This window comes from Actinomadura sp. NPDC000929, assembly GCF_040492065.1.
Taxonomy (GTDB): Bacteria; Actinomycetota; Actinomycetes; order Streptosporangiales; family Streptosporangiaceae; genus Spirillospora; species Spirillospora verrucosospora.
The window spans coordinates 13,829-38,495 of the sequence record NZ_JBEUPA010000030.1 but is presented as its reverse complement, the minus strand read 5'-3'; the positions used below and the strand labels follow the sequence as shown (position 1 = coordinate 38,495).

Annotated in this window: 24 protein-coding genes; 10 read left to right on the top strand and 14 right to left on the bottom strand. The window is 71.1% G+C overall.

Annotation, left to right across the window (positions count from 1 at the left end):
- Positions 1–103 precede the first annotated feature (103 nt).
- On the top strand, positions 104–1,486 hold the full coding sequence (locus tag ABWI04_RS14110) for a DUF2786 domain-containing protein (protein WP_353832665.1): 1,383 nt from the start codon (positions 104–106) through the stop codon (positions 1,484–1,486).
- A gap of 82 nt (positions 1,487–1,568) precedes the next feature.
- Here ABWI04_RS14110 and ABWI04_RS14105 read toward each other — a convergent pair whose 3' ends face one another.
- Positions 1,569–1,781 carry a helix-turn-helix domain-containing protein gene (locus tag ABWI04_RS14105; protein WP_021594883.1) on the bottom strand — a complete coding sequence of 71 codons (213 nt, stop codon included), beginning with the start codon at positions 1,779–1,781 and terminating at the stop codon, positions 1,569–1,571.
- A gap of 414 nt (positions 1,782–2,195) precedes the next feature.
- Here ABWI04_RS14105 and ABWI04_RS14100 point away from each other — a divergent pair, with 414 nt between their 5' ends.
- Complete coding sequence (locus tag ABWI04_RS14100; protein WP_353832664.1) at positions 2,196–3,155, top strand: hypothetical protein; 960 nt, start codon at positions 2,196–2,198, stop codon at positions 3,153–3,155.
- A 744-nt stretch (positions 3,156–3,899) separates the two neighbouring features.
- Here the strand turns inward: ABWI04_RS14100 and ABWI04_RS14090 are convergent.
- Positions 3,900–4,022, bottom strand: coding sequence for a hypothetical protein (locus tag ABWI04_RS14090; RefSeq protein ID WP_353832662.1), 123 nt, complete (start codon positions 4,020–4,022; stop codon positions 3,900–3,902).
- Positions 4,019–4,255 (bottom strand): carboxymuconolactone decarboxylase family protein, encoded by a 237-nt coding sequence (locus ABWI04_RS14085; RefSeq protein WP_353832661.1) that lies wholly within the window; start codon positions 4,253–4,255, stop codon positions 4,019–4,021. Before ABWI04_RS14085 ends, ABWI04_RS14090 begins: the two co-directional genes overlap by 4 nt.
- Positions 4,256–5,279: 1,024 nt before the next feature.
- Between ABWI04_RS14085 and ABWI04_RS14080 the strand changes: the two genes are divergently transcribed.
- Positions 5,280–6,074: a hypothetical protein gene (locus ABWI04_RS14080; RefSeq protein WP_353832660.1), complete on the top strand. Its 795-nt coding sequence runs from the start codon at positions 5,280–5,282 to the stop codon at positions 6,072–6,074.
- A 133-nt stretch (positions 6,075–6,207) separates the two neighbouring features.
- Here ABWI04_RS14080 and ABWI04_RS14075 read toward each other — a convergent pair whose 3' ends face one another.
- The 5 genes from ABWI04_RS14075 to ABWI04_RS14055 all read right to left on the bottom strand — a co-directional run bounded on the left by ABWI04_RS14075 (position 6,208) and on the right by ABWI04_RS14055 (position 12,165).
- Positions 6,208–6,990, bottom strand: a complete 783-nt coding sequence (locus ABWI04_RS14075) for a hypothetical protein (protein WP_353832659.1) — start codon at positions 6,988–6,990, stop codon at positions 6,208–6,210.
- Between the two features lie 153 nt (positions 6,991–7,143).
- Positions 7,144–8,367 carry a cytochrome P450 gene (locus tag ABWI04_RS14070; RefSeq protein ID WP_353832658.1) on the bottom strand — a complete coding sequence of 408 codons (1,224 nt, stop codon included), beginning with the start codon at positions 8,365–8,367 and terminating at the stop codon, positions 7,144–7,146.
- Between the two features lie 144 nt (positions 8,368–8,511).
- Positions 8,512–9,795, bottom strand: coding sequence for a citrate synthase (locus tag ABWI04_RS14065; RefSeq protein ID WP_353832657.1), 1,284 nt, complete (start codon positions 9,793–9,795; stop codon positions 8,512–8,514).
- Between the two features lie 439 nt (positions 9,796–10,234).
- Positions 10,235–11,137, bottom strand: coding sequence for a serine/threonine-protein kinase (locus ABWI04_RS14060; RefSeq protein WP_345185978.1), 903 nt, complete (start codon positions 11,135–11,137; stop codon positions 10,235–10,237).
- An 89-nt stretch (positions 11,138–11,226) separates the two neighbouring features.
- Positions 11,227–12,165: an aldo/keto reductase gene (locus ABWI04_RS14055; RefSeq protein ID WP_353832656.1), complete on the bottom strand. Its 939-nt coding sequence runs from the start codon at positions 12,163–12,165 to the stop codon at positions 11,227–11,229.
- Between the two features lie 126 nt (positions 12,166–12,291).
- Here ABWI04_RS14055 and ABWI04_RS14050 point away from each other — a divergent pair, with 126 nt between their 5' ends.
- Positions 12,292–13,206 (top strand): hypothetical protein, encoded by a 915-nt coding sequence (locus tag ABWI04_RS14050; protein WP_353832655.1) that lies wholly within the window; start codon positions 12,292–12,294, stop codon positions 13,204–13,206.
- Positions 13,207–13,217: 11 nt separating this feature from the next.
- The gene (locus tag ABWI04_RS14045; RefSeq protein WP_353832654.1) at positions 13,218–13,868 is read left to right on the top strand and encodes a nucleoside triphosphate pyrophosphohydrolase; all 651 of its coding nucleotides are present in this window, start codon (positions 13,218–13,220) and stop codon (positions 13,866–13,868) included.
- Positions 13,869–14,834: 966 nt separating this feature from the next.
- Here ABWI04_RS14045 and bioB read toward each other — a convergent pair.
- Together bioB and ABWI04_RS14035 are read right to left on the bottom strand one after the other, a co-directional pair.
- The gene (gene bioB, locus ABWI04_RS14040; RefSeq protein WP_353832653.1) at positions 14,835–15,992 is read right to left on the bottom strand and encodes a biotin synthase BioB; all 1,158 of its coding nucleotides are present in this window, start codon (positions 15,990–15,992) and stop codon (positions 14,835–14,837) included.
- Positions 15,993–16,694: 702 nt separating this feature from the next.
- A complete protein-coding gene (locus ABWI04_RS14035) occupies positions 16,695–16,925 on the bottom strand; it encodes a hypothetical protein (protein ID WP_353832652.1) in 231 nt (76 codons plus the stop codon).
- A 159-nt stretch (positions 16,926–17,084) separates the two neighbouring features.
- Here ABWI04_RS14035 and ABWI04_RS14030 point away from each other — a divergent pair, with 159 nt between their 5' ends.
- Entirely contained in the window at positions 17,085–17,768 is a 684-nt protein-coding gene (locus ABWI04_RS14030; RefSeq protein WP_353832651.1) for an alpha/beta fold hydrolase, read from the top strand.
- A 58-nt stretch (positions 17,769–17,826) separates the two neighbouring features.
- On the opposite strand, the gene ABWI04_RS14025 is transcribed toward ABWI04_RS14030, so the two are convergent.
- A complete protein-coding gene (locus ABWI04_RS14025) occupies positions 17,827–18,420 on the bottom strand; it encodes a DUF4291 domain-containing protein (protein WP_353832650.1) in 594 nt (197 codons plus the stop codon).
- A gap of 35 nt (positions 18,421–18,455) precedes the next feature.
- The gene (locus tag ABWI04_RS14020; protein ID WP_345186005.1) at positions 18,456–19,160 is read right to left on the bottom strand and encodes a TetR/AcrR family transcriptional regulator; all 705 of its coding nucleotides are present in this window, start codon (positions 19,158–19,160) and stop codon (positions 18,456–18,458) included.
- Positions 19,161–19,247: 87 nt separating this feature from the next.
- Here ABWI04_RS14020 and ABWI04_RS14015 point away from each other — a divergent pair, with 87 nt between their 5' ends.
- On the top strand, positions 19,248–20,144 hold the full coding sequence (locus ABWI04_RS14015) for a TIGR03620 family F420-dependent LLM class oxidoreductase (RefSeq protein ID WP_353832649.1): 897 nt from the start codon (positions 19,248–19,250) through the stop codon (positions 20,142–20,144).
- A gap of 42 nt (positions 20,145–20,186) precedes the next feature.
- Here the strand turns inward: ABWI04_RS14015 and ABWI04_RS14010 are convergent, their stop codons facing one another.
- Both ABWI04_RS14010 and ABWI04_RS14005 read right to left on the bottom strand, forming a co-directional pair.
- On the bottom strand, positions 20,187–20,843 hold the full coding sequence (locus ABWI04_RS14010; RefSeq protein WP_345186014.1) for a response regulator: 657 nt from the start codon (positions 20,841–20,843) through the stop codon (positions 20,187–20,189).
- Positions 20,844–20,851: 8 nt separating this feature from the next.
- Positions 20,852–21,988, bottom strand: coding sequence for a sensor histidine kinase (locus ABWI04_RS14005; protein ID WP_345186017.1), 1,137 nt, complete (start codon positions 21,986–21,988; stop codon positions 20,852–20,854).
- A 158-nt stretch (positions 21,989–22,146) separates the two neighbouring features.
- Between ABWI04_RS14005 and ABWI04_RS14000 the strand changes: the two genes are divergently transcribed.
- From ABWI04_RS14000 to ABWI04_RS13990, 3 genes are read left to right on the top strand one after another with little or no spacing between them, the layout of a single operon-like run.
- Entirely contained in the window at positions 22,147–23,052 is a 906-nt protein-coding gene (locus tag ABWI04_RS14000; protein WP_345186019.1) for an ABC transporter ATP-binding protein, read from the top strand.
- Positions 23,049–23,825: an ABC transporter permease gene (locus ABWI04_RS13995; RefSeq protein ID WP_353832648.1), complete on the top strand. Its 777-nt coding sequence runs from the start codon at positions 23,049–23,051 to the stop codon at positions 23,823–23,825. The genes ABWI04_RS14000 and ABWI04_RS13995 overlap by 4 nt, the downstream gene beginning before the upstream one ends.
- Positions 23,822–24,604: an ABC transporter permease gene (locus tag ABWI04_RS13990; RefSeq protein WP_353832647.1), complete on the top strand. Its 783-nt coding sequence runs from the start codon at positions 23,822–23,824 to the stop codon at positions 24,602–24,604. Before ABWI04_RS13995 ends, ABWI04_RS13990 begins: the two co-directional genes overlap by 4 nt.
- The last annotated feature ends 63 nt before the right edge of the window (positions 24,605–24,667 follow it).

Genomic DNA, 24,667 nt, shown 5'->3' with positions numbered 1-24,667 from the left:
GCTACCCGGCGCAGGCTTTGCTCGTTCCAGCCGGGCAGCGGCGAGCCTCGTCGCCGCCGGATGGGAGAATCGTCCCCGGCGACGTCGGACGGCGGGAGTGGCGGTGCGGAAGACCGGGCGGTACGGCCGGACGTTCGAGGCCTCGGCCGCCCTCGCCGCCGACGAGGCGGTGCGATCACTCGCGCGCGGCGACCGCGCCGCGTTCCGGCGGCTCGTGGGCGAGCTGGCCGACCGTCCCGGCACCCCGGACTGGGCGGCCGGCACCGACCGCTGCCTCACCGACCGGCTGCGGCACGGAATCGCCTCCGCCTGGCAGCGCGGCTGGCAACCGGCCGACCTGGTGCGCTTCACGACCCGTCGGCACACGGCCCGCCACGCACGCCTGGCCACCGACGCGATCGCCCACGAGGCGCGCACCTACTCCCCCGGCGCGGTCGACGATCGCTGGACCGAGCAACTGGCCGCCATCCAGGCCGACGTGTGGTGGCCGGACGACGGCTCCCACCCGTCCCACTGGTGCCGCCGCGAAGGCGCCGAACGCGCGACCTACGTCGCCTGCGCCATCGAACTCATCCACCTCCTGGAAACCCTTCCAAGGCTTCCTCCGATCACCCCGCCCCCCGGCAAGCCCGGCCACGGCGCCTCAACTGGGAGCCGTTCTGACGCAGGGAACGCCCGGGGCCCCACGGGGACATCCCGACCTGGAGGGGATACGTCCGGTTCAAGGAGGGCCCGTCGCGGGTCTCCTGGGGAGTCCGGGATCGGCGACGGCAGGCGCGCTGAGCTTGATCAGCGGATTCTGGGACGGGTCCGCGCACTCCTAGCCAAGGCCGAATCGACCGAATTCCCCGAGGAAGCCGAGGCGCTCAGCACACGTGCCCAGGAGTTGATGACCCGGCACAGCATCGACCATGCGCTGATCGCCGCGGAGTCAGGCGACATGAGCGGCCCGGACGGACGCCGCATCGCGGTGGACAGTCCGTACGACGCGCCCAAGGCGGTCTTGCTGACGGTGGTGGCCGAGGCCAACCACTGCCGCGCGATCTGGCATCGGGAGCTGGGGTTCTCCACCGTCCTCGGGTTCCCGGCCGATCTGGCCGCGGTGGAGGTCTTGTTCACGTCCCTGCTGGTCCAGGCGACGTCCGCCATGGTGCACGCGGGTCCCAGACGCGACGCGCGGGGACGGTCACGGACGCGTTCGTTCCGCCACGCGTTCCTCAACGCCTACGCCGTCCGCATCGGGGAGCGGCTGCGGGGAGCGGCGGACAGGGCGGCCGCGGGCGCCGGCGGGAAGGATCTGCTTCCCGTGCTGGCGGCGCGCGACCAGGCCGTCGACCAGGCCGTCGACACGATGTTCCCCGACCTCGCCAAGGGGCGGGCGGGTTCGGTCTCCAACTATGAGGGCTGGGTCGCCGGGCGGGCGGCCGCCGACCTCGCCAGCCTGAACGGGCGCTCCGAGGTCACCGGCGCGTTCCGCGGTCCGTAGCGCGCGGGGTCCCCCCGGGGGGCGAGGGGGACGTCCGGCCATGTGCTCGCTTCTTCCTTGTCTCGCTGGGCTTGGGAGCGGGTCAGTCCTTCTTGCGCCGGGTGTTGCCGCCCCGACCGCGCAGCGGCACTCCCGCCTCCTTCAGGACGTTGTAGATGAACCCGTACGACCGGCCGGTCTCGGCGGCCAGATCGCGGATGCTCTCGCCCGCCGCGTACCGCGGGGCGAGCTCGGCGGCGAGCCTGGTGCGTTCGGCACCGGTGACACGGGTGCCCCTCGACAGTGTTCGAGCCACGGGGACCTCCTGTTTCCGAGGCTGGGCGGCGGGGCCCGTCCCCGCAGCTCACAGCAGTGTTGATCTCCCCAACGTACACATTCCCCCCGATTGCGCCGTCGATGCCGCGCGAATCACCGCGAATTCGGCCGAAGCTGGTCTTTTCCATGGCGAACGGCGTGTCGCAGCTAGACAGACGTGTCTGTCACCGGTGCCTCCCGGCCGATCCGCCGGATCACCCGCTCCGGCAGCCCCAAGACCGGAACCCCGCCTCCCCCACGAGCCCGGCCCGCTCCACCGCGCACGCCACCCCGCCCGCCCACGGCTCTCACAGCCGCCCCAGCCGGCCGGGTTATCCACAGAACCCGGTTCTCCTGTCGGGCGCCCGGACGGCCGCGCAAGCTGGGCACGTCCCGCAAGGCGAGGAGGAGTCCCATGGCCACGATCACGTTCCCGGTCCCGTCCACCACCACGTCGCGGTTCGCCGTGGCGGCCACCACCGTCCCGGACGGCCCCGCCGACCTTCTCAGAACCGCGGACGGCCCCTATCTCTCCCACATCGCCGGACGCCTGGGCACGCGCCAACTCCAGGTCGCCCGTGAAGACCTCACCCACCTCCGCTGGGACCCGGGGCAGATCAAGGCGGCACGACCAGAGGACCGGCAACTCGCGCGCGCCTTCAACGACGCCGAGCAGTTCGCCGTCGTCACCGCCTTCGCCCCGATCACCGACCAGCCCAGAGCGGTCCAGGTGGCCCGCGCCGCCGCGTACGCCATCGCCGAAGCCACCGGAGGAATAGTCGCCGACCTGGTCACGGGCCACGTCCTCACGCCGTCCGCCCACGAGAGGACGCGCTTCGTTCTGGCCGACCGGTGGCTGGGCGACGTCCTACCGCCGTTCCGCGCCAACGGCCGCTGCACAGCCGCCGACCCCGGCGTCGATCCGGAAGGCGTCAACGGCTGCGCCTGCCTCCACCTGCGCACCCGCGGCCTGCGCCGCTTCGGTCTCCCCGAACTCCAGATCACCGACGTCGCCTGCCCGCACGACCTCACCGCCCTCAACGTCCTGCGCACCACGGCCCGCCGCCTCCTGACCGACCACTGGTCCTGGCTGGCCACCGGCCCGGCCGTCCGCGACCGAACGATCCCCGACGTCCTCGACCTGGCCCAGAGCGACTTCAACGACTTCTGGGGCACAACCCGCCGCGTCCCTTTAACTCCGCCGTCCCCCTTCCAGGTCCAGCTCTCCCCGTTGACCGCCCGCCTCCTCGCCGTAGGCCCTCCCGCCCACTTCGAAGGCACGGTCAACGACTGGCTCTGGGGCGACACCCTCCCAATGGGCCTCCACGACACCCAAGAACCCCCCACACCCCACTCCCTCCCCGAAGCAGCCTGACTCCACCGGCACGCAGCCTCAGCGGCACCCTCCCAAAAGCGCCCCAGAAAAAGAGCAGCCGCCGCCAGCCCACGCCCCCACCGCAGACGCCGTCCTCGAAGCCGTCCCGGGATGGGCGAGCCGCATCTGGCACGCGACATGGTGGCGGCGTCGCCGGGCGGGCCGGTGAAGGTCACGGCAGCGAGCGCGCCAATCCGCAATCTGGACTAAGTGCTGCGACCGCGGCACGGTATCCGGATCACGGCCATCGGCGCGCCAGCGGCATCGACGGGCTCGTGTCGACGACAATTGGCGCGGCGCTGGGACCACAGCGGCGGTTTCATGATCAACGCGGCACCTGGCCGCATTGTCGGCTTCGCGTGGGGCTGGCAGCCGGACGCTCTCCAGCGGAGGGCGGCTTCGGGGCGCCCCGCACCGCCGCCACCGCTCCCTCGTCGCGCAGCACCGGCAGCGCCGGGAACAGCGGTCGGCGTCGCAGTGGGTGGCCTGGTGCAGGCCGGTGGCGGCGATGACGTGGACGCCCGTGGCGCGGGAGACGTCCGCGAGGTCGTCGATGCGGCGCCCCATCCCGTGGGCGCCCACTGGGCGACCGCCCCGCCGCCGAGCTGGGCGAAACCACGGACCTGGGCGAAACCACGGACCTGGGCGAAACCACGGACCTGGGCGAAACCACGGACCTGGGCGAAACCACGGACCTGGGCGAAGCCACAGAGCTGGGCCCGAAGGTGCGGGGCTGGGCGGCGGCTAGGGCGGGTTGTCGGGTTCCTCGCCCGGCGGCCGGGGGGAGCGGATGAAGAGGTGGTCGTGGGCGTCGCACACGCCGAGGTCGGCGGGGGCGATGTCGCCGAGGACCGTGCTGCTCCTCACAGTTCCGCCGCCGCCACGCGCAGGCCGGCCAGGGCCTTCGGGACGCCGATGTAGGGCGCGAGGTGGACGAGCGCCTCGACGATCTCCTCGCGGGCCATGCCGAGCCGCAGGCAGGTCCGCACATGCCCGGCGAGCTGCGGATCCACGCCGCCCATCGCGGTGAGGACGGCGAGGTTGAGCAGCTGCCGATCGCGCAGCGACAGGCCGCCGCGCTGGCTGGCGCAGAAGCGCATCGGTGGCCTTGGGGGTTGATGGTGGGGGGAATCGAACAAAGGGCGGCGGCAAGTCGATCGCGGCGACGCCTGTCTATGTGGCCGGTCCGGCCTGGAGTGAAGGTGAATACGCGCGACTTCGTCTTCGTCCGGGACGCGCGATCATTGCGTTCCTGGCCGGGTCGGGAGTGGCGACCACCTGGAGGAGTTCAGCCATTGGTCTCAGTGACAGCGAGTGACAGTTTTGGGACCGTGTCGTCACCCGAGCATGCCACTTCGGGGGGCTCCTCAGGAGGTTCGAGCAGGCACTGATCATGCACGGTGTTGTTGCTCGGGGCTGTCTTATCACCGATCCCCCTCCTCGCGCATCCCTTTGAATTCACGGGAATTCAGCGCCTTGGCGGGCCGGCGGGCGGGGCTAGGGGCAGCGAAGCGACATTTCGGGATGATCCGGAATCTGCCATACATATCAGTCACTCGCGCGGCGGCAACGGCTCGGTCCGATCACAGAAGCCGACTGTGGGCAATGTTCAACGCTCCGTAGCCAAAGTGGCTACGATCGGCATTCACACGGTGACCGACGCGATCCCCCGGGGCGAAGATGAACCGTTTCCTGGCACATCCCAAACTTGCCGTCGCCTTCGGCGAATGGCTCCGCTGCACGTGCGGGTTCCTGGGATGTACCGCCATGGCCGGCGCCATCAGTATCGGTGCGGCGGGTCCGTCCGACGCGGCCGCCGGAACCGAGCCGGAACCGCGCAGGCCCGTCCCGCCCGTCTGTCGCCACGCCGTCGGCGACCGGTACGCCGCGCACAAGTGCAAGGAGGCATGGGTGGCGATGTACGAGAGGTCTCGGAGACGTTCGGGCCACGGCCGAGATCTGCCTCGCTGGGGCGAGCGCTACGACCGGAAGCCGAAGAAGGAGCACAAGGTGCCATCGCCGCACCCGCGCGAGAACGTTGTTCCTCGTCCTGCGGCGCCGGCCCGTCCGAGAAGCGCGTCCCCGTCTCCCAGCCCCTCTCAGAGCACCCCCAAGCGCACATCCGTGGCCTCCGCTCCGGTCCGACCGCGCGAACAGGCCGACGAGGTCGATTCACGTCCTTCCTCGCTGCAACCGGTACTGCTTCTCAGCCTGCTTCTCCCCGCCGCAGCAGCGATGTGCTATCCGTTCCGGCATCGCATCTACACCGCCGCTACCGCCGGCCTTGCCCCCGTGCCCGCGCCTAGCGCCCAGGACCCGCAGCCCGTGCGATTCACCTACCGTCCTGCGGTCAACCCCTTCGCCACGCCGCCCGCTGGGCTCACGGGGCCAGGTGCGACGTCCACCGCGCGGGTACTGGCGCTGACCGCGCTCGACGTACACGGTGACAACTCACTGGTCGTCGTCCCGCGGCCCGACGCCATCACTCTCTTCGGGCTGGCCGAGGATGAGCTGCTCGACGACGACCCGGCGGGGCTGTTCATCCCGGGGAACCTCGACGCGGCGCTCGCGTACCTGGAAACCGAACTCGCCATCCGCGAGAGGAGCGGCGTCACTGAGGGGCGTCGTCTCCTGCTGGTGGCCGACTGCGCCCAGGAGGCCGAGCGGATCATGGCACTCCTCACCCACCATCCGGACGCCGTGTTCGCGGTCCTGCTCGGTCACTGGACGGGCGACCAGGCCGTGATCGACGACGAGGGGCTGGTCGAGGCGCCTCCCGCCGTAGCGTCCAACTTCCCTTCCCGCCTTCCGGCGATGTCCCGCACGGAAGCCCGTGACCGCCTCCTGAAGGTGCTGGCCCAGCAGAAGGACACCCAGAAGCCACCGACCCGTCGCCGCTCAACCTCCCGACGCGGTTAGACCGACGCCCATTTCGCGCGTCCCACGATGGAGAGGTGCCCTTGAAGATCGCACGAGCAGCGCTCCCGGGTCCTCATCGCTTTGTCCTGCCCGTCCGGGCGCTCTCCCTTGCGGGGCAGTCTCTCGGCGGGTTCTAGGGCATGGGTTCTCGTTGTTTCGCAATATCAGCCCTGATCGTCGTGAGGCTTCTCAACGCTCGTCCTACGGGCGCCGTGTCCGGGGGCTGGTCGGCGTCGCCGTCCAGGAAGGCAGAGCACCGCAGGATCCAGGCGCGGATCACGTCTTCGGCTCGGGCCTCGGACCGGCGTGTTCGAGCGAGGGCCAGGTTCCGTTGCTCCTCCTCCACTTGGCGGGTCAGATCCTCGTCCGCGCTCAGCGCCCGGACGTCGGAGAGTGCGTAACGGCCGAGCCTGTCCGTCTCGAGGCCCCGTTCGACCGCTATCCGGTCGAAGGTCCTGCGGTGCCAGCCGAGGATGGTCGCCGCTCCGCCGGCGTCGACGGTGTCGGTCAGCGGGCCCTTCCTGGTGGCGGCCACGCGGCGCACGGAGTCGGGATCGAGCCGGTCCAGATCGCGAAGCAGGTAGACGGGAAATCCGCGGAAGGTGCTGATGACGTCGAGGTCGCCTTGGGCTACCAGAACCTCGACGTCCCCTCGCTCGACGTCGAGGCCCACCCGGGACGCCAGCCGCGCGGCGGCCTTCGCCGAGCCGATGGGGGGCTCGTCGCCGAACCGTGCGACGATCTCCTCGCTCCGGCCGCGGGCTCCCTCGGCGAGGGCGGCGGACCACCGGTCCCCCTCCAGGTCGGGTTCCGGGAGCAGCCCGTGCTCCAGGCCGAGGCGCATCTGCCATCGGGCGAGACCGAGAAGCGTGGCGAGCTGGTTGGCGCTGTGATCGGCGCGCGTCATCTCTGGCATGGCCGGGCCTTTCTTGTCGCGTTGACGTGAACGCGACTCAGCCTCAGGCACGGGCGTCGCCGGAACGACTAGAACGCGCTTCTGTGGATAACCGGTGCCGCGTCATGGGAGGGACGGCGACGCCTGCGGCAGGCCGAGACCTTTCGGTGGGATTCAGAACGCGCAGGGCAGGGACTTGATCCCATTGATGAAGCTCGCCCGCTGACGGACGGGCGGCGCGGTGGCGTGCAAGGTGGGCAGTCGCGTGTACAGCTCGCGGAGCAGCACCGTGATCTCGCGGCGGGCCAGGTGCGCGCCGAGGCAGAAGTGCGGTCCGGGGGCGCCGAAACCGAAGTGCGGGTTGGGCGAGCGCGTGACGTCGAACGCGTGCGAATCCTTGAAGACGCTCTCGTCCCTGTTCGCCGAGTTGTAGTAGAGGACCACCCGGTCTCCGGCGCGGTAGACGTGGCCGCCCAGCTCGTGGTCGCGGGTCAGCGTCCGGCGCATCCACGTCACCGGGGTGGAGTAGCGGACGATCTCCTCGACGGCGGCCGGAAGCCGGACGTCCAGGTCCCCCAGCAGGACGTCCCGCTGCTCAGGGTTGTCGGTGAGCAGGCACACGGCGTGCGACAGCGCGTTGCGCGTCGTCTCGTTCCCCGCGACGACCAGCAGCGAGAAGAAGCGGCCCAGGTCGGTGTCGTCGAGGGCCTCCCCGTCGACGTTCGCATGAGTCAGCGCGGTGACGAGGTCGTCGGCGGGGTTCTCGCGGCGCAGGCGGCCGAGATCGGCCATGAGTGCGTGCAGGAGGGAGAACTTCTCCCTGAGGACGACCGTCCTTTCGGCTCCGTCAGGGCCGACGTAGTCGGGGTCGCCGATGGCGGTGATGACGTTCGTGGCCTCGATGACGTCGTCGTACGCGGATTCCGGGATGCCCATCATCGAGCAGATGATCCGCAGGGGCATCGGCATGGCGACGTGCTCGACGAAGTCGCACGGGCCTCGCTCGGTCAGCTCGTCCACGATGTGGCGGGCCAGGACGGCGACGTCCCCCGTGACCCGCTGGACGAGGCGCGGCGTGAACGAGCGGGAGACGATCCGGCGGAGCCGCGCGTGCCGGGGATCGTCGATGCTGATCATGGAGCCGGTGTAGGCGGCGACCTGAGGGGGCGGGTCGACCAGGCTGACCGCGGTCGGCTGCGAGCTGAACACCTGGGGGTTCCGGCTCGCTTCGGCGACCTCCTCGTAGCGGACGATCGCGTAGAACCCCGGTTCGTCCGGTACGGGGCAGAAGACCGGCCCTTCCGTGGCCCGCAGGGAGGCGAACAGTTCGTCGCGTCGGTCCTGCGGCTTCGACCAGAAATCCAGGCTGACAAGGCTGCTCTCGGCGATGGAGGGCATGGGGGAGCGCCTTCCGCTGGGGAGTCGTCGCCCCCCAGGCTAACCCGGCCGCGCTCCCGAAGATGATCAAGCGGCGGGCGGGGTGGGACCCCGCCCGTCGCACGCGCACTCCCGCCGTCCCGGGACCGCGCCCGGGAACCGCCGCTAGCGAGCGGAAAGCTCCACGAAGTGGCGCTCGCCCGGCCCCACGTAAACCTGGCGCGGGCGCCCGATCTTTGTGGAGGGGTCGTTCATCATCTCGCGCCACTGGGCGATCCAGCCGGGGAGCCGGCCCAGGGCGAACAGCACCGTGAAGGCGTTCGTCGGGAAGCCCATCGCCTTGTAGATGACGCCGGTGTAGAAGTCCACGTTCGGGTACAGCTTGCGCTCGATGAAGTAGTCGTCGCTGAGGGCGACCTCTTCGAGGCGCATGGCCAGGTCCAGCAGCGGGTCGGACTTGCCGAGCGCGTCCAGGACCTTGCCCGTTGCCTTCTTCACGACGGCGGCGCGCGGGTCGTAGTTGCGGTAGACGCGGTGCCCGAAGCCCATGAGCTTGACGCCGGGCTCCTTCTTCTTGACGCGCTCGACGAACGAGTCGATGTCGTCGCCGTTGTCGTGGATGCGCTCAAGCATCTCCAGGACGGCCTGGTTGGCGCCACCGTGCAGGGGGCCGAACAGAGCGTCGACGCCCGCGGACACCGAAGAGAACAGGTTCGCCTGGCTGGAGCCCACCAGTCGCACGGTGGAGGTGGAGCAGTTCTGTTCGTGGTCGGCGTGCAGGACGAACAGCATGTCCAGCACGCGCGCGATCTCCGGGTCGATCTCGTACGGCTGCGTGGGCAGGCCGAACATCATGCGCAGGAAGTTCTCCACGTACCCGAGCGAGTTGTCGGGGTAGAGCAGCGGCTGGCCGTTGGACGTCTTGTAGGCGTAGGCCGCGATGGTCGGGAGCTTCGCGATGAGCCGGATGCTCGACCGGTCGACCTGCTCCGGGTCGAACGGGTCGAGGCTGTCCTGGTAGAACGTCGACAGGGCGCTGACCGCGGACGACAGTACGGCCATCGGGTGCGCGCGGCGTGGGAAGGCGGAGAAGAAGGCGCGGAACTTCTCGTCCAGCAGCGTGTGGTGGCGGACGCTGTCGGTGAACGCGCTCAGCTGGTCGGCCGTCGGCAGCTCGCCGTAGATCAGCAGGTAGGCCACTTCGAGGAAGGACGATTTCTCCGCCAGCTCCTCGATGGGGTAGCCCCGGTAGCGCAGGATCCCCGCCTCACCGTCGATGTAGGTGATGGCCGACGTGGTGGACGCCGTGTTGGTGAAGCCCGGATCGAGCGTGACATGGCCCGTCTCCTTGAGGAGACTGCCGACGACCAGCCCCGACGGACCCTCGGTCGCCTCGCTGACCTCCAGAGGCATGCGGCCGCCCGCGTGGTCGAGCTCGAAATCCGACATACTCGCTCACTCCCAACTGCGTCCACACCTGCGTAGACGTTCCGGTTTCATCGTATCCACGTGATCACAGGGGCTGATCCGGGCCGTCCCCGTTGACGGCGGACCGGCCGGTCGCACGGGCGCGCGAGCTGTTCAGCGACTCGCCATGCCCGCTCCACCGGCACTCGCGGTCGCGGCGACCCGACCGTCCCGCCCGCATAGCGAAACGGGACGATTTGGCCTGAAACGCCTCGTCCGAGTGGCCTGGGCAGAAAGCTGGACGGTCAGCAGCGATCGACCAGAATTCGCCCTCCCCACCGGTCGTCCCGGCCGGTCGGCCGGTGAGGCGTTCTCATGATCTCGCGCGCCGGGAGAGGATGCCACGGCGGCCGTCCGGCGCCGCGCCGGTGCAGACGGGGAAAGTGAGAAGAATCTCAGCCCCGCCGCCATGGCCGGCAGGTCATGTCGGCCCGTGCACGTCCTCAGGGCGCGGCTCACGCAAGGTGGGCTGGTCCGCTGTCAATTCCACCAGCGTCCGTTCCCGGACGTCGATCAATTGCTCGACGTCCAGTGGTGGCCACTCCTCGCCGTAGTGCGCGTCCAGCAACGTGCTCAAGGCGACGAGGATCTGCTCGGGTGTCGGACGTTCCCCTGGGTCCTTCGACAGACAGCGCGTGACGAGCCCCAGCATGGGAGCCGGCAGGAGGGCGAGGTCGGGCTCGCCGTAGACGATGCGTCCTCGAACCTTGCGCCCGTCACCGAAGGGTGCCGCACCGGTCGCCGCGTAGACGAGCGTCGACCCCAGGGAGAACACGTCGCTTTCCGGATGGACGGGGTCGCCGAGAGCCTGCTCCGGTGACATGTACGCGGGCGTCCCCAGAATCTCCGTACGCGACAGCGGAAGAGCGTCCAAGAGCCGGGCGATTCCGAAGTCGATGACTCGAGGACCATCAGAGGCGAGCAGGACGTTGGACGGCTTCAGGTCGCGGTGAACGATCCCCGCCCCATGGATCGCGATCAACGCCTCCGCCAGTCCGGCCCCCAGGCGGCAGGCCGTCTGCTCCTGGAGCGGCCCCTTCTCCCGGACGACTGCGGAGAGGCTCACACCGCGGATGTACTGCGTCGCCAGCCACGGCTGTGGCGCGTCCGGATCGGCGTCGACGACGGGCGCCGTGTAGAAACCGCTCACGGAGCGGGCCGAGGTGACCTCGCGGCGGAACCGTTCCCTCCACTTGGGGTCGTCCAGCAGTTCCGGCCGGATGACCTTCACGGCGACCAGCCGCCTGCTGGGCGACGCCCCGAGGAACACCTCGCCCATTCCACCGGAACCGAGCCGCGAGACGACGCGGTAGGGGCCGATCATCTGGGGCGGTTCGGGCTGCGGGGACACGGCGATCCGATCATGGTGAGGGTGCTCAAATCGTGCCATGGCACGGGGGTTCGTCCGACCGCTCACACCCAGGAAAGCGCGCTCCGTTCGGCCCAGTAGCGTTCCGCCGGGACGTTCAGCCCAGCCAACTCCTCCAGCTCGCCCTCGTCGAGGAGCACCTCTGTCGCCGCGAGGTTCGCCTGCAACTGGGTCGGGCTCACGGCGCCGATGAGGACGGTCCCAGCCCAAGGCTTGCTGAGCGCCGTCGCCAGAGCCACGGCGTCCGGCCCCGCATGGTGCTTGGACGCGACGTCTTGCACCTCCACGGGCGGCTGCACAGCGAGCCTGCCGTTGGCCAGCACTTCCTTCAGCAGCACATGCAGTCCGTTTTCGTGGGCCTCGCGCAGCGCGTCCTCAGCGGAGGTCTCCAGGATGTTCCACGTCGACTGGACCGTGCTGAACAGCCTCTGACCGGCCGCCTCCAACCCCATGGCACGTCTGATCGTGTCCGCCTGCCGTGGTCCAGACGTCGAGAACCCGACGCGGACCCCCTCACCGGCCAACTGGGCCAGAGCCTCCTGGAGGGGGACGTCCTGGAACAGCGGACTCTCCTCGGTGAGTGAATGCACCTGATAAACGGCCAGGTGCCCGCCCAGAAGTCTTCGCGTCTCTTCGTACTGAGTCTGGAAACGGCCAAGGCTGTGCTCCTTGACCTCATGCACCTTCGCGTCGGTCTTCCACTCGCCCACGTAGGCGTAGCCCCACTTGCTCGACACACGGACCCCTTCGGGAGCACGTGCCTCTAGCCAGCCGCCAAGGAACTCCTCTGCCCGGCCGTAGGAGCGCGCAGTGTCCACCCACCGAACGCCTGCCGCGTACGCAGCGTCCAGGACACTCCAGGTCGCCTTTCGCATCGCCTCCACGCTCCGTCCGGGCGGCAGTTCCCCGGCGCTTCCCACGTTGATGTAGGCCGGCCGCCCCAGCGCGGCGAGCCCGACTCCGAGCCGACGTATCGCGTCCATCCCCCCAGCCTTCCACGCAGAAGCCCGGCTGCCTTTATCCACAGAATCCCGTTCGCCTCGGCCCGCCCGGCGGCCTCCCCGATGCTGGACCTCGCACGCCGGTCCACCTGCCACGAGGAGGCTGCAATGCGCGTCACCATCACGGTCCCCGAAGAGACGACCGCCGATTTCGTCGTCGCGACCGACAGGAACCCCGACGACCTGGCGGCGGCGATCCTCCGGAGGTTCTCCGGCTCCTTCGCGGCGGCGATCTCGGAAAGGCTCGGCTCTCCCCGACTCGCGCTCACGTGCCACCCCGCCACGAGCTCCCCCTGGGACCTTTCCGGCATCACCGGCGCGGACGCCGACGACACCGAAAGGCTCCGCCAGGCGACGCACCACATCGCCGTCACGTCCGTCCTGCCGGCCGGTGACCTGCCGTTAGGGCCTCACCTCGCCCGGGCCGCGGCGAAGGCGGTCGCCGAATCGGTCTGCGGCGTCCTGGTGGACCCACTGTCGAGCCAGGTCCTGCCCGTCGTGCCCTTCGGAAGATTCGACGAGTTCACCCTCGCCGACGACTGGCTCGGCGCCGCCCTGCCGCCCTACCGGAACTCCGGCCTCTGCACCGCCGACGAGGACGACATCGACGGCTGCTCCTGCGTCTACCTCACGACCCGGGGGCTGTGCCGGTTCGGCCTGCCCGAACTGCAGATCACCGGCGTCGCCTGCCCGCACGACCTGGCCGCGCTGAACGTCCTGCGCACCACCGCCCAACGGCTGCTGCCACTCGGCAGGCATCCGGGAGAGCATGCCCTGCCTGCGGAGTTGCTGCTGACGAGCGCCGATTTCTCCGGTTTCTGGGGCAACCGCGAGTCCATGTGGGACGACGGCCCTCTCGCCGTACGCATCACCGAGGTGACGCCGCACCGCCTGGCCGTACGCCCGCCCGCGGACTTTCCGGGCACGCTGAACGAATGGCTGTGGGACGAGCTCCCGCCCATCCTCCATGAACTGCTCAGCTGCGAACCGGACCACGCCATGGCGGGCCATCCGAGTGGCTAACGTCGTCGGGCATGGAGACCGAGCAGGCACCGGGATCGCTCGCGAGGGCGCTGGCGGACGTGGCGGCAGAACGGGAAGCCCAAGACCGGAAGTGGGGCGTCCAGGAGTTCCCTGACGGAACCGGCCCGGGCTTCATCGCACCCGCCGAGGAGGCGAAGCAGGAATGCGCCGCGGCATGGTCGCGTGGCGAACTGACGTGGCGTCACATCCTCACCGAGGAGTTCTACGAGGCGCTGGCCGAGTCCGATCCGCGAAGTCTCCGCAACGAACTCATCCAGACGGCGGCGGTCGCCCTCAAGTGGGTCCAGTCCCTGGATCGGCGCCACGGCGGGACCGTGCACCAGACCGGGGACGGGCGCCGATCCGAGAAGCTCGTCCGCGACCGGATCCCCGAGATCATCCGGGACGCGGGCGGTTCCCCGGAAACACGGACCGCGGCCCCGGGGGAACAAGGGGCGTTGCTGCGCAACAAGCTCTACGAGGAGGCCGGCGAATACATCGCGTCCAACGACCCCGCGGAGCTCGCCGACCTTCTGGAGGTGCTTCACGCCCTCGCCGCCCTCCACGGCCTCTCCCCCGAGGAACTGGAGGAGCGACGCGCCGCCAAAGCGGCGGACCGAGGTGGCTTCTCCAAGCGCCTCGTCCTTCGCCTCCCCCACTGACCTCCGAGCAATCAGCTACACCCAGGGCACCTCCAAACCCGGTGCGCCGTGTTCCGTCCTTGTACCGGGCGCCCGCCGAGACGGCGTGCCCGGGTCATGCCCCGGGGCGCCGCTCCCGACGCGGGCGTGTCGGCGCCAAGCACGGTTCACGGCGCTGAGAGCCTCCCTCGCCAGACGAAGACACACCCCCTCGTAGCCTGAGGCGCCACGCCACAAGGAACGGACGGACCGCAGAGCGGCGACCCGGTCGAAGGCAAGAAGCCTGCGCCGAGCAGCCGAGCCTCGGGGACCAGCAGTACTGGTGTGAAATCGGTGGGTTCAGCGCGCGCCGGGGCTCGCGAACCCACCGCCCCAGGCAATCAAGTTCGCCACCCGGTCGACCGCATCGACCAGGCCAGCGACGCACTCGCCCCCCTCAACAGACGCCGCCCGCCGCACCCCCGACCCGCGCCCCAGTGGCTACCTCGACGGGCACCGCCCATGGCCTCCCCAGCGAGCGCCACCCGCGCCTCCCCAGCCAGCACCGCCCCCGCCCGCGCCCGCTCGACCGACACCGCCCGCGGCCCCCCAGCTGGCGCCACCCGCGCCTCCCCCAGCCAGCGCCGCCCGCGCCCGCTCGACTGGTGGTGCTGGTGGTTCCTTTGGCTGGGTGGGGGATGGCGTGGTCGCAGGGAGCCGGGTGGTTGGGCTGTGTGGGGCTGGTTTGTTCAGGTCCTCATCAGGCAGTTCGTCACTAGACCGCCTCGCGTGTTTTGCGTGGTCGGCGCCAGTTGCAGTTGTTGTGGGTGGGGCGCGCGGCAGGAGGTGGAGGGGCGGCGGCTGAGGTGCGCCGCGCGGCTGGCGACGCTGCACTCCTAGGAGTGTTGGACGGCCGGGAGTCGAGGTCGGCCGTGGTGTTCGACACGGAGGTCGATATCGGGTGCGGGCTGGCTGGCGCGGCGCTGGCCCCCAAGGGGCGGCACAGGGTCAGGCGTTGGGGGGCAGAGTGGTGCCGGCTCCGCGGCGGCGCACCGTTACCAGATCGGCTCGGGCAGGCGGGGAGGGGCGTGGAGGACGGACGGCGCCGCCATGAGCGTGTTCGCGTTCGGGTTCGTCATCGGATGCGGAGGTCTTCGAGCGCCTTCGGTGTTCGGGCAGTGTGGTGGTGGCCGTGTCCTCGACCTCGAAGCCCGCGTCGGCGATCATGTCGAGGTCGGCCTTGCCGGCCTGGCCCTCGCTGGTCAGGTAGTCGCCCAGGAAGATCGAGTTGACCACGTGCAGGGCGAGGGGCTGAAGCGTCCGCAGATGGATCTCCCGGCCGCCGGCGAGTCGCACCTCCACGTCCGGGCAGACGAAACGCACCATCGCCAGGATGCGCAGGCACCGCTGCGGGGTGAGGGCCCACTTCTCGGCCATCGGCGTCCCCTCGAACGGGATCAGGAAGTTCACCGGGACCGAGTCCACGTCCAGGTCGCGCAGGGCGAACACCACGTCCACCAGGTCCGCGTCGCTCTCCCCCATGCCGGCGATCAGCCCCGAGCAGGCTGACAGGCCTGCCTCCTTGGTCTGCCGCACGGTGTCGACCCGGTCGCTGAACTCGTGCGTGGTGCAGATGTCCGCGTACGCGGCTTCGGCGGTGTTCAGGTTGTGGCTGTAGGCATGAACGCCGGCCTCGTGGAGCCGCCCCGCCTGCGCGCCGGACAGCAGGCCGAGACAGGCGCAGATCTCCACGTCCTCGTCGCGCTCCTTGATCGCCGAGATGATGCCGGCGACCCTCTCCACGTCCCGGTCGGTCGGACCGCGCCCGCTGGCCACCAGGCACACGCGCTTGGCGCCGCCGGCGACGCCCGCTTCCGCAGCCGCGGCCGCCTCTTCGGGCTTCAGCCAGGTGTAGGTCAGGACCCCCGCCTTGGACCCCAGCCGCTGCGAGCAGTAGGAGCAGTCCTCAGGACAGAGCCCCGACTTCAGGTTGACCAGGTAGTTCAACTTGACCCGCCGCCCGAACCAGTGCCGGCGCACCTTGCCGGCAGCGGCCACCACGTCGAGCAACTCGTCATCGGAGGTTTCCAGCACCGCGAGCGCCTCGGCCCGGGACAGCGGCTCACGGCGCAGCCCCTTGCCGACCAGAGTCTCCAGCAGATCCATGGCGCCGATCTTCGCCTCCCGCGTGCGCCCCGCCAAGGCCCGGTTCGCACAAGAAGGTCGATGAAGATCTGTCGATCACGGCAGCGCGGGACCGGCACAGGCACACCCGCCGCCATGGCGGTCGGCACCATGCCCGTCCGTGGCCCGGACGTCATCGCCGTCCGGCCGTCCGAAGCCCCGACCCGAGGGCGGACAGGCTGCAGGCCGACTGGAGCGGGATCGCTGAGGTCGGCAGCGTCGTGCCGCGAGACGCCCTGAAAGGGGACCCCGACCGCCGGGCAGGAAGCACGGCGGACGGGCGTCGCTGGACGCCGCCCCCGGATACGGCATCCGCGCACCGATGGCCACGGCCTGTCCGGAGGGCCGAACCGTGGTGAACAACGGGTACCGAGCCCGGCAGCGTCACGACCACACCCGACGGTTAGAGGAACTACCTGCCCCCAGTGGACAGCGCGACTTACGGGTGTCGCTGGACGCCGACGCCAGAGATGGCGCCTGCGCACAAGCGGGACCGGCCTGGTCGGACGCCGTGCCATGGCGAAGGCGACGTGTATCGGGCCTGTGATGTCAGAGCCCATCTGGTGGCTTGAGGGAGCCTCGGCCGACGGGTGGAGGTGCGGCTGGGTGGGGTGTTGGGTGCTCGGCTTGGGGACGGCGTCCGCGTGCGGGTGGGTTGGCTTGATTGGGAGCAAGGGTGACGGGTCAGGGCCATACCTGGTGGAGGGTCCAGGGGCCCGGGCTGTGCGGGGCGATGACCTCGGCGATGGCGGGGCCGTCGGGTGTCGCGACCTGGAGGCGGTAGAACCTCGCCTGGCCCGGGGCCTGCCATTCCTCCAGGACGCGGCGCACGTGGTAGCGGCCTCGGGGGCCGGTGATGTGGGAGGGGCGGCCCGTGGGCGTGGTCTCAGCCGAGACCGGTTCATCGATCAGCACGGGACGACAAGCTAATACGAACACACGTTCGAAGCGAGCGACGCGCCGGGATGGTTCTCGCATTCAGGCGCCCCGACCTTGATCGGGGCTTGAGGGGGAAGGGGAATGTCCGTGCGGCTCGCTAGTGTCGCTGCCGCCGCACTACGGAGGTCGATGAACATGGCGACGTACACACTCATCCCGGGCGCGGGCGGGCAGGCCTGGTTCTGGCATCGGCTGGTGCCGGAGCTGCGCGCTCGGGGGCACGATGCCGTAGCCGTCGAGCTTCCGGCCGGGGACGACGCCGCGGGGCTCTCGGAGTACGCCGACACGGTCGTCGAGGCGATCGGGGATCGGACGGACGTCATCCTGGTGGCGCAGTCGATGGGCGGGTTCACAGCGCCGCTCGTCTGCGAGCGGGTGCCCGTCGACCTTCTGGTTCTGCTCAACGCCATGGTCCCGTCGCCAGGCGAGACGGGCGGTGATTGGTGGGGGAACACCGGGCAGGCGAAGGCGATGTCCGACCAGGCGGTCCGGGAGGGACGGACACCGTCCGCGGAGTTCGACGTCGAGGAGTGCTTCTTCCACGACGTGCCGGACGACGTGAAGGCCGTGGCGCTGTCGCAGGAGACCGTGCAGTCGTCCACCCCGTTCGCGGAGCCGTGGCCGCTAAACAAGTGGCCCAGCACTCCGACCGTGTTCCTGCAATCACGCGACGACCGACTCTTCCCGCTGGAGTTCCAGCGGCGAGTGGTCGCTGATCGGCTCGGGATCAGCGTGGACGAGATGCCCGGAGGGCACCTCGTCGCTCTGAGCCGACCGCGCGAACTGGCCGACCGTCTGGATGCCTATCGCACGCGATGAGGCGCAGCGCCTGCCCCGACACCTCTGCCAATTGACGGTACGCGCGGAGCACTATCGGCTACTGGGAGGCCCCAAGGCGGGCCGCCAGGGCGGGTGTCAGGGCATACGGGCGTTCCTTGGGGAGCAGGGCTCTGGCCTGAGGGGTGCGCCCGGCCTTGCGAAGTCCGTGGATCTTGCGGACCAGCGGGGTGAGGTCTTCGATGCCGAGGATCCAATCGTCGACGTAGCGGTCGACGATGTGGCGGCTGAGGCCTATCTGGATGCTGCGCGCTTCGAGTTTCCGGCCGTCGAGGGAGCGTTCGGGGTCCCATTGGACGTGCACGACCGCCTCCGCGAACCGGCGGCGCCATTCCTCGGAGCTCCGGAAGACGCGGCGGTCGGGATCGGTCGGGACGGCCAGCCCCAGTGCCTCCTCCCAGCCGGCCCGGCTGATCCGGACGGCGAGGATCGTCTCCTGACCGGGTTTGCGCGCCCAGTCGCTACGGGCCATGAGCCACAGGAACGACGGTTTGATCCAGGTCATGCGGTTCCGGGAGAACGGCGGGACGAACGTGCCGTGCTCGGCGGCCGGGACGCCGATCTCCGGTGAGTACGCCTGGTAGACGGTGATCGAGTCGCGGTCGTGGCGGGCGCGGATCTCGCGTGCGGGCATGATCTGGCCAGCGTGGCGCGGGGGCGCGCCGCGGCTCAAGCGGTTTTCCGGCGGCGGTGCGCCTTCTGGCGGCAGGCGGTGCCGCAGAAGCGGGCGGGGCGGCCCGTGGGCGCCGAGGTGAGGGGCTTCCCGCACACCTCGCACCGCCTTTCGTTACGCTCCGGGGACGCCGTTTCGTCGCCTTTCGTTACGGGCCGGAGCGCGTCGCACGCCAGCGCCGTCATGCGGCCGGGACTGCCCTCGGGGCGCCGCCGGCGTTCCATCAGCATGGCCCCGACCATGAGGGTGCGGACGTCGTCGACGTCGACGTCCGGACGGACCTCGCCGGCGGACTGCGCCCGCCGCAGAAGCTCCTCCAGCGCCGAGCCGAACTGCTCCTCCAGGCCGCGGGCGTCGAGCGTTCGCAGGTCCGCGGCCAGAGCGTCGCACAGGGCGTGGTTGAACATCGCGCGCTCCACGACCCACATGAGGAAGCCGTAGAAGGCCTCCCCCGGCTCCTCCGCTCGGACGAGGGCCTGCGCCTCGTCCACGATCCGCTCGATGCGGTCCGTGACGACCGCCTGGAACAGGGCCTCCTTGGTCGGGAAGTGCCGGTACACGGTCCCGGCCCCGACCCCCGCCCGGCGCGCGATGTCGTCGAGCGGGACGAGGCGGCCGTCCGCGGCGAAGGCCTCGAAGGCGGCTTCGAGGATGCGTTCGCGGTTCCGGCGCGCGTCGGCGCGCTGGGGCCGTCCGCTCACCGGGCGCCTCCTTGGTCGGTTGACAAACGGGGCGGACGTTCCGGTAACGTCCTAAGCGGGTTGCTCGTTCCGATTATAGGAGGACCGATGACGGCGGTGGACGCGGCGCGGGCCGGGCTCGGCAGGATCGGCGTCGGGCTCGTGACGCCCATCGCGCCGGCCGACGAGTGGCGGCGTGCGGCGCAGCGCGTGGAGCGCGCGGGCTACGGAGCGGTATGGGTGAACGAGGGCATCGGCGGCCGGGAGGTGTTCACGCAACTGGGCGTGATGCTCGCCGCGACGGAGCGGATCGTCGCCGGCTCGGCGATCGCGAACCTGTGGGCGCGGCATCCCGCCGCCATGCAGGGGGCCGCGTCGGTCCTGGCCGACGCCTACCCCGGGCGCCTCGCGCTGGGTGTGGGCGTCAGCATGGGGGCGATCGTGGAGCGGAGCGGGCAGAAGTGGTCCAGTCCGCTGAACCGAATGCGCGAGTATCTCGACGGCATGGACGCGGCCGTCGAGGCGGCCCCGGTGCCCGAGAAGCCTTTTCCGCGGCTGCTCGCGGCCCTGGGCCCGAAGATGCAGGAGCTGGCCCGGGATCGTGCGGACGGAGCGCTCCCCGCCGCGATGCCCGTCGAGCACACCAGGCAGGCCCGGGAAAGGCTCGGCGAGGGCAAGCTGCTCGTCGTCATGCAGACCGCCATCCTTGAGGCGGATCCGGTGAAGGCGCGCGCACTCGCAAGAAGGACCGGGATGCTGGAACTCCCTGGCTCCCCCTATATCCGCTCGCTCAAGACGCTCGGCTACGACGACGGCGCGGTCTCCGGCGGCGGGTCCGACGAGGTCATCGACGCGTGCTTCAACTGGGGCGACGAGACGGCCGTGGCCAAGCGGATCCAGGAGCACCTCGACGCGGGAGCCGACCATGTCTGCGTCACGGTGTTCGCCCCCGACCTGGCCTCGGCCGCCGACCAGTACGAACGCCTCGCCCCGGCACTCCTGTGACCACCACGCCGGCACCGGGGCCCGGCCTGGTCCGGGCAGATGTCAGCGGGGGCGGATGAGGCCGGTTTCGTAGGCGGTGATGACCAGCTGGGCCCGGTCGCGGGCGTGGAGTTTGGCGAGCAGGTGTCCGATGTGGGTCTTCACGGTGGCGGGGCTCAGGTGGAGGTGCTCGGCGAGTTCGGTGTTGGACAGCCCTCGGGCGATGAGGGCGAGGACCTCGCGCTCGCGCTCGGTGAGGGTGTCCAGCGCGGCGGGCGGGGGCTGCGCCGGGCCGGGGCGGCGGACGAACTCGGCGATCAGCCGCCGGGTCACCGACGGGGCCAGCAGCGACTCGCCGGACGCGACGACGCGGATCGCCGACAGCAGGTCGGCGGGCGGGGTGTCCTTCAGCAGGAAGCCGCTCGCCCCGGCCCGCAGCGCCGAGTACACGTAGGTGTCCAGGTCGAACGTCGTGAGGATCAGCACGCGGACGCCGGGGATGTCCGCGCAGATGCGCTGGGTGGCCTCGATGCCGTCCATCTCGGGCATGCGGACGTCCATGAGGACGACGTCCGGGCGTTCCCGGGCGGCCAGCTCGACGGCCTCGGCCCCGGTGCCGGCCTCACCGACGGTGCGCAGGCCGGGCGCGGTGTCGATCAGGACGCGGAAGCTGCCGCGCAGCAGGGCCTGGTCGTCGGCGACGAGGACGCTCAGATCCAACGGGGTTCCTAGGAGTCGTACGGGAAGGCGGCGGACACGGCGAAGCCGCCTTCGGGACGCGGGCCGGCGGTGAAGTCGCCGCCGTACATCATGACGCGTTCGCGCATGCCGATGAGCCCGTGCCCGCCGCCGCCCGGCAGGACGCGGAAGCCGGGCCCGTCGTCGGTGACGTCGATGCGCATGCGGAGCCCGTCGGCGCGGACGCGGACGCGGCAGCGCGCGGGAGCCGCGTGCTTGACGACGTTGGTGACCGCCTCCTGGACGATGCGGTAGGCGGAGAGGGCGACGCCGTCGGGGAGCTCCCCGGCGTCGACGTCCAGGTCGACGTGGACGCCGGCCATGGCGGCGCGTTCGGCGAGGCCGGGCAGGTCGGCGAGGCCCGGGGACGGGGCGAGGTCAGCGTCGGCGGCGCCGGTCCGCAGGACGCCGAGGAGCTGGCGCATCTCGGCGAGCGTGCCGCGGCTGGTGGTCTCGATGACCCGGAGGGCGTCGAGGGCCTCCTCGGGACGGGCCTCGGCGACGTGGACGGCGACGCCGGCCTTCACGGCGATGAGGCTCATGCTGTGCGCGACGACGTCGTGGAGCTCGCGGGCGATGCGGAGCCGCTCGCCGGAGACGGCCTCGTCGGCGAGGCGGCGGGCGGCGTGCGCGGCGTGGGCGCGGCGTTCGCGGACGAGCCGGCCGAGCGTCCAGGACGCGCCCAGAACGGAGGCGCCGAGCAGAACCCTTCCGAGGATCTCGGCCTGCGCTCCGACGGGACCGGCGACGGCTCCGGCGAAGATGAACACGGCGCTGACGACGCCGATGAGCAGCGTGGGGACCCAGCGGCGTCGCCGCCGGGTGAGCGCGACCTGGTAGAGGGCGAACCCCGCGGCGGCGTAGGTGTCCCAGGGCAGGCCGAGGATCAGCGCGGCGGTCGAGGCGGACAGGACGGCGGCGAAGACCGGGACGGGCCACAGGCGCCGAACCGCGAGGGGCAGGGCCGCCGCGGCGACGAGCGGGACGAGGAGGAGCGGCGGGGCGCCGGTGCCCGCCGGGAGCGCGAGGAGCACGAGGGCGTAGAGGAGCGCGGCCCCGGCGTCGAGGCCGATGAGGCCGCGCCGGCTGAGCCGCGGGAGCGGGGAGCGCAGCTCGGATTCGTCCACGTCACGAAAGGTAGCGGCACGGGCGACGCCCGCGCCTCGGTCCGGTGTCCGTCATACCTGGGGTGGAGGCGGCGGGACGTTCTCGGAGCACGGTCGCACGCGCGGTTCCCGCCCGCGTTCCGATGTGCGCGGGGCGGCCGCGTACGACCCTCGACGGCATGATCGAGATACGCGAGCTGACGAAGCGCTACGGGGGCACCACCGCGGTGGACCGCCTGTCGTTCACGGTGAGGCCGGGGACGGTGACGGGGTTCCTCGGCCCGAACGGGGCGGGCAAGTCGACGACGATGCGGATCGTGCTGGGTCTGGACCGTCCGGCGTCCGGTGAAGCACTGGTCGGCGGGCAGCGGTACACGGCGCTGAAGCGGCCGATGCGCGAGGTGGGAGCGCTGCTGGACGCGGGCGCGGTGCAGGGCGGGCGCCGGGCGTTCGACCATCTCGGCTGGATGGCGCGCAGCAACGGGATCGGGATGCGGCGGGTGGCGGAGGTCCTGGAGCAGGTGGGGCTCGCCGGGGTCGCGCGCAAGCGGGTCGGCGGGTTCTCGCTGGGGATGCGGCAGCGGCTCGGGATCGCCGCGGCGCTGCTGGGCGATCCGGGGGTGCTGATGTTCGACGAGCCGGTGAACGGCCTGGACCCCGACGGCGTGCGCTGGATCCGCGAGCTGATGCGGGCGCTGGCCGCCGAGGGCCGGACGGTCCTGGTGTCCAGCCATCTGATGAGCGAGATGGAGCTGACGGCCGACCGGCTGGTCGTCATCGGGCGCGGGCGCCTGATCGCGGACACGTCGGTGCGGGAGCTGGCGGACCGGTTCCGCCGCGGGGTGCGGGTCCGCTCGCCCCGTCCGGCGGAGCTGAGCGGCGTGCTCGCCGCGGCGGGGGGCTCGGTCGAGTCCGTGCCGGGCGGGGCCCTCACGGTCACCGGGCTGGACGTGGCCGCGATCGGCGACACGGCCGCGGCGCACGGGATCCCGCTGTACGAGGTGACGCCGCACAGCGCCTCTCTGGAGGAGGCCTACATGGAGCTGACGGCGGGGAGCACCGAGTTCGGGGCGGTGGCGCCGTGATCGACGCGCTCGCCGCGGAGTGGTACAAGCTCCGGACCATCCGCTCGACCTTCGCCGTCCTCGGAACGATCGCGGCGTTCATGCTGCTCTGTGTTCTGTGGTCCTGGTACGTGACCCGCTACTGGGACGGCCTGCCGGCCGCGAAGAAGGCGAGGGCGAGGGCGGCCCCGGCGGAGCAGCCCTTGGTCGTGGCGCTACCGGTGTGCGCGGTGGTGCTGGGGGCGCTGACGCTCACGTCGGAGTACGCGCATGGCATGGTCCGGACGACGCTCGCCGTCCTGCCGAACCGCCTGGCCTTGTACGCGGCCAAGGGCGCGGTGGCGGCGGGGACGGTGCTCACCGCGTCACTGGCGGCGCTCGCCGCCGGAACCACCGCCGGGAACGCGATCGTGGGCGATCGTCCCGTGGCCACGTTCCAGGGGCCGGTGCCGGACGTCGCGGTCCATCTGCTGTGGCTCGGCCTGACGACCGCCGCGATCACGCTGATCGCCTTCGGGCTGGGAGCCGTCCTCCGCTCCACCGCCGCGACGATCACCGCGGGCATGGCCGTGCTGTTCGTGGCGCCCGCCCTGGCCCAGTTGCTGCCGTCGCCGTGGGACGAGCGGATCTGGTCGGCGCTTCCCGGAAGCCTGTCCAACCAGATCGCGGGTGCGCCCGGCTCGTCGACCGACCACGGCGTGCTGGCGCCGGCCGCCGCGATCGCGCTGCTGGTCGCGTACACGGTGGCCGCGCTCGCGGCCGGCGCCCTCTCGTTCACGCGGAGGGACGCGTGATCGCCCACGCGGTCGCCGCCGAATGGCGCAAGCTGCGCTCGATCCGCTCGACCTACTGGGTGCTGGCCGCGACGGCGGCCTTCACCGGGTTCACCGTGCTTCTCGCGGTGCAGATGGCGCACGTCTGGGACGGCCTCGCCGCCGACCGCCGCGACGACCTCCTGCTGCGCCCGCTGCAGGAGCTCAGTGTGTGGGCGGCGTCGCTGTGCCTGGCGGTGCTCGGCGCGCTGTCCGTCACGTCCGAGTACCGCACGGGGATGATCCGCACGACCCTCACCGTGCTGCCGCGGCGCCGCGCGCTGCCGGCGGCCAAGGCGGCGGTGGTCGGGACGGTCGCCCTGGTCGCCGGGGAGGCCGCGACGGTCGGCTCGTTCCTCGGCACCCGGCTGGTCATCGGCGACCGCCCGTTCCCGGACCAGCACGCCTCCGTCGCCCACGACCTGCCCGGCTTCCTCATCGAGGGGACGGCGGTGCCCGTGTTCGCGCTGCTCGGGCTGTCGCTCGGCGTGCTCCTGCGGTCCACGGCGGGGACGCTCGTGTCGGTGGTGTTCCTGTGGCACGTCCTGCCGCTGCTGGTCTTCCACCTGCCTCAGCCGTGGAGCGAGCGCGTCGGCTCGGTCATGCCCGGCGGCCTGCCCGCCCAGATGGCGGGGCTCAGCGCGGACAACTCCGTCTACGGCGATCTGCTGTCCCCCGGCGCGGCGACCGGCCTGCTGCTCGCGTACGCGCTCGTACCGCTCGGCCTGGCCGCCCTCGTCCTCGCCAGGCGCGACGCCTGAGGGCCCCGAAGCCATCGACGGCGGCGTCCCCGTGCGGGGCGCCGCCGCTCGTTTCTGGGAACT